We start from the raw sequence: 4,431 nt of genomic DNA, 5'->3' as shown, positions 1-4,431 counted from the left end.
TACCTTGTCGAGAGCGAGCCTGATTGTCTCGTAAACTCTCTTTCCAGAAATGGCCGCAGCCCCACGCTCCGTAATCGCCGCGTGACATAAGCGTGTGTGGTACACCCCATCCATTGCCACGGTTACAAGTTCCTCCGCCTCAGGAGTCTGAGATAGCCGTTCCGGCAACATCGTGGAGTCACCAGTACGGTTGTCAGTGACTTCCATGGCGCGGATATCTAGCGTATGAGCATCTACGCCCAGATGTGGCTTGCATCATTGACGGTGGCAGTGCGCGGCATGTTTTTTCACCCTCCATTCGCCTTCGCCCATCATCTTGATGCCGGTGCCGTCGACCAGGAGATGCAGACAACCCTGCTTCTTCTGTACCGGGATGTGCACCTGTAGGTCTTTCTGGCAGTGGGAAAGCGCACTGAAGTCTCAAGTCCTGCCAGACGCAACATGCTTTCGACCATGCATATAGCTTGCCGTAGCGCTAGGCCAAAGAGGCACCACCGGGTAGACGAATTGGAAGCTGTCGAAGGCCAGGTTATTGTCTTACGAGGTCAGTTGTTTGTCGTCATGCAGAGTCTGCGTGTCGGGAAGGCGCATGGCGATCAGAAGATATACGTCTGAGCCAAATTATTTGATCTTTCCTTAAAAAAGTCTAACGCCCCCGCTTGGCGTATGTCGCTGTTGGATAGGAATCGGACATCCTAATGGATGGCGTGCGCGACAACTGACCTAAATGTCAGCCCACTCGCCTCGGGGGCTTAAAACCCGCCGGTAATGTGCTTCCGTATTGAGCGCGCCAAAGTTCTAGCCATTTATGCCCGCCCTTGGCCACGCTGCGCGACGACATAAAAAATAATCTATTGATTTTAAATTTAATTTTTATAAATATATTTTTATCTACAGCATCATTCTTTTTGGGAACTGTCGCTTTCGTAATTCAAACACTTGATTCAGTTGTGATACATGTATTAATAATCATATTGCATTTTTTGCTTATTTGGATAGCAAAAATGCGCGGACAGCGACGCCGTCCGGCCATTCAACGAATCAAGTGGAGAATCTAATGACCCGTTTGTCAAAGACGATCAAAGCTGCCTTGTTGTTCTCTCTAGCCACCTTTGCCGGTTTGTCCGCAGCCGCATCTGGTCCGAACGATCAAACCGCTCCGTCGCAAGCCGCCGGTTCCGACGTTTCTTACGTTGCCTGCTATTTCAACAATAACAACAACGTCACCTGGAAGTGGGGATTGACGCCGGCTAACGACTGGTATTCATTCTCCGGAGCGTGGTTCAAGACCCCTTACACCAAGCTGGAAAAATTCCGCGCCAACAGCGCCACCCATAGCGATCTGCGCGATGCCTGCGAGAACGCCAAGAAGTACTACAAAGTCCAGGGCGAGCTTTTCGCCCTATTCGCGGCAACCAGCAGTACCGGTTCGAATTACCCGATTCTGCTTGCCAACAACGTCGAACTTTATCCGCAGTACTGATCCTCTCGTCCTCGGGGCGGACGGTTGGCCGCCCGTCCCCGCCCTCCGGCGCGGCGCGCCCTGTCGCCTGCCCCGTTGCCCTACCGTAAAGGATTCGTTATGGTCGCCTCGACGCTGCCGCAGGTGAAAAACATCGTGTTCCTTATGCTGGAGAACCGCTCTCTCGACAACGTACTTGGTTGGCTCTACAGTGCTACGTCCGCGGACATGCAGTCGTCCGCGCCGCAGCATGTCTATCCGCCGGGGAGTTCGCCCCTGTTCGATGGGCTCGTTCTGGGGCGGGACAGCAATCCCGCCTACACCTGGCGCGGGGATGTGCAGCAGTACCCGGTCGTACCGGTGCCGGACAACCTGGGCGCCGACCAAGACCGCGTTCCGGCGTATGACCCCTACGAGGAAATGCGGGCAAACGCGCGCTGGAATGGTGTGCTCAACCAGTTGTTCGGCAATCAGGACATCATCGGCGGTTTGCCGACGGAACGCCAGGTGCCCACGATGCAGGGCTTCTTGCAGGATTACTACGCTTGGTACATGCGCGGCTGGCAAGGGCTCGATATCTTGTGGGCTTATACTCCGGCGCAGTTGCCGGTCATCAACGGACTAGCCAGGGGGTTCGCGGTTAGCGACCGCTGGTTTTCCTCCGTACCGACGCAGACCAACCCCAACCGTGCCTTCTCATTGTGCGGCACCTCGCTGGGGCGGGAGAACAATGCCTTCCTCGCCGTCGAGCAGTTCGACACGCCGACGGTGTTCAATTACTTGGCGCAAGCGGGCAAGAGCTGGGGAGTGTATTACACCAGCCAGTGGATGGGCCAGTCTTATACTGAGTACACTTTCCCGCAAATTGCCCAGGCCGGCGGCAATTCGGAAATCAGCAATCTGGAGACCTTCTTTTCCCGCGCCCAGGCCGGCACGCTGCCGGACTTCACTTATCTTGAGCCCGTCTGGGGCTATGGCAAAGGCGAGCATTACACGCAAGGCACCGACTACCATCCGCCAACTCACGTCAACCCCGGCGAGCAGTTTCTGCAGCAGGTTTACCAGGCGGTCCGTTCGGGGCCGCAATGGCAGGATATGTTGTTGATCGTGACATTCGACGAACACGGCGGCACTTACGACCACGTCACGCCGCGCTGGGGGGCAATCAATCCAGATGGTCGGATCGGCGTGGACGGCTTTAAATTCGATTTGTTCGGTGCCCGAGTGCCGACATTGCTGATCTCACCGTTCGTCAAACCGTCGACGGTATTTCGTGCGCCCGCCGGCAGCCGTTATCCGTTTGATCACACCTCATTGATTAAAACGCTTTTGCAATGGGCCCAGGTGGATCTTTCCGCGGTTTCGATGGGGCGTCGCATGCCCGAGGCGCCGACCTTCGAAGCCGTCTTGGCGCGCGAGCACGTCAACGAGGCACCTGTGTCACCGTTTCCCCCGGTGCCCACGCTCAGTGCCATGCCGCCGGCGATGCCGGGCGGGCCGCTCAACGTGCTATTCGAAGGAGTGGATTTTGTCGCCATCAAGGCTCTGCTCTCCCATACACGCATGGAGGATATTCTGACGGAGCTTGCGCTCTATCGCCGCGACCCGCGACAGTTCGAAGCTGAATTTATCCGGGCCGCCGCGTCAACGACGCGGCGATAGTCGGCGGGGGAAGCTGTGCTAGCGCGCCGCCTCGCCCGCGGCGCGCACTCGCGCGACGATGGCGTCGACCACCGGGTTGGCGCGTGCGGCATTCCAGACGAGCGCCGTGGTGACCACCTGCAGTTCGCCCACAAGCGGTCGCTCGGCTTTGTTGCATAACACCGCCGCTCGCTGCTGTATGCTAAGGCGATGAACACGGAGAAGCCCAAGAGGGGCGAACAAAATTCCTGATGCTGCATTGCGCCGACTTGCCGCACTCAAGTACTGCCTGCGTCGACGCGCCTTGCCTCCGCAGTGAAACTGATTTTTGTTAGCCGCTCTAAATACATAAACCCCCGCAGGGCGGGGGTTTCGAGTGAGTACTTTACAAATAACTCTCAGGTGTAAGTCAGAACGGAATGTCGTCGTCCATGTCGTCCATGCGCGGAGCGGCTTTCGGCTCCTGGCGGCGCGGGGCGGCCGGGGCTTCCTGGCGCGGGGCCGGGGCGCTGTAGCCGTAACCGTCGTCCATGCCGCCACCCATGCCGCCGCCGGACGAAGCGCCCATTTCGCTCTTGCCGCCTTGCAGGCTCAGTTCGTTGACGCGCACGTCCGGGGAGACGCGCTTGTTGCCGTCCTTGTCCTGCCATTCGCGCAGGGTCAGCTGGCCGTATACGGTCACTTGCTGGCCCTTGGCCAGGTAGTTCTTCAGCGACTCACCGCGCTTGCCCCATACCTGGCAGCTGAACCAGTTGGTGCTCTTGCGCTCGCCGAAGCCGATGTCGCTGGCCACGCGGAACGACAGGACGGGCTCGCCGCTCGGGGTGTACCGCAGTTCGGCGTCGGCGGCCAGGCGGCCGTCAAAGGTGATGCTGTTCATTCAATTCTCCGGATAAGTTCAAACTGCTTGGCCTGCGCCGCGAGCGAGGCCCGATTGGCGGCGCGTCTGCTTCCCTTTGCCCGCGCGGATGCGGCATTGCCGCAGCCCTCCATACTACCGCGAAGACGGATTTTCTGGCTGGGCGCTTGCACAAAGGCCAGCGGGCGGACTGGGTTTCGGGGCAGGTTTGGCGAATGGGCCGTATTATACACGCCAATCGGCTTTGCTTTGTTCCGGATGCGGCGCAAGCTGAAGTGTTTCCGCTTGGAACGATGCGCTTGGCCGCGCGCGGGGAACTGTATCGGTCCGCGGCGGTCTGTCATGGGTTTGTTGAAAGGATGATGACATGATGAAGAACACAATAGTATTGATGCTGGTTGCCGTGAGCGTGGCCGGCCTGTCCGGCTGCGCCAACATGAGCGACACCCAGAAGGGCGTGGGCGGCGGC

Annotated in this window: 3 protein-coding genes and 1 pseudogene; 2 read left to right on the top strand and 2 right to left on the bottom strand. The window is 58.5% G+C overall.

Translation table 11 applies throughout. The annotated features are described in order from the left end of the window. Positions 1-491 (bottom strand): annotated as a pseudogene (locus VL52_RS25490) (transposase); the annotation flags it as partial. 566 nt (positions 492-1,057) lie between these two features. Between VL52_RS25490 and VL52_RS22645 the strand changes: the two are divergent. Further along, entirely contained in the window at positions 1,058-1,483 is a 426-nt protein-coding gene (locus tag VL52_RS22645; protein ID WP_046159162.1) for a hypothetical protein, read from the top strand. 99 nt (positions 1,484-1,582) lie between these two features. Next, the gene (locus VL52_RS22640) at positions 1,583-3,124 is read left to right on the top strand and encodes an alkaline phosphatase family protein (protein WP_052729483.1); all 1,542 of its coding nucleotides are present in this window, start codon (positions 1,583-1,585) and stop codon (positions 3,122-3,124) included. A gap of 388 nt (positions 3,125-3,512) precedes the next feature. Here VL52_RS22640 and VL52_RS22635 read toward each other — a convergent pair whose 3' ends face one another. Beyond that, positions 3,513-3,983, bottom strand: coding sequence for a single-stranded DNA-binding protein (locus VL52_RS22635; RefSeq protein WP_046159161.1), 471 nt, complete (start codon positions 3,981-3,983; stop codon positions 3,513-3,515). Positions 3,984-4,431 lie beyond the last annotated feature (448 nt).

The organism is Chromobacterium vaccinii, from assembly GCF_000971335.1.
GTDB classification, from domain to species: Bacteria; Pseudomonadota; Gammaproteobacteria; order Burkholderiales; family Chromobacteriaceae; genus Chromobacterium; species Chromobacterium vaccinii.
This window is presented reverse-complemented; position numbering and strand designations above follow the sequence as displayed.

Bases quoted from the DNA above. Each gene is read 5' to 3' on its own strand.
- VL52_RS22645 (WP_046159162.1), top strand. From the start codon at position 1,058: ATGACCCGTTTGTCAAAGACGATCAAAGCTGCCTTGTTGTTCTCTCTA.
- VL52_RS22640 (WP_052729483.1), top strand. From the start codon at position 1,583: ATGGTCGCCTCGACGCTGCCGCAGGTGAAAAACATCGTGTTCCTTATG.
- VL52_RS22635 (WP_046159161.1), bottom strand. From the start codon at position 3,983: ATGAACAGCATCACCTTTGACGGCCGCCTGGCCGCCGACGCCGAACTG.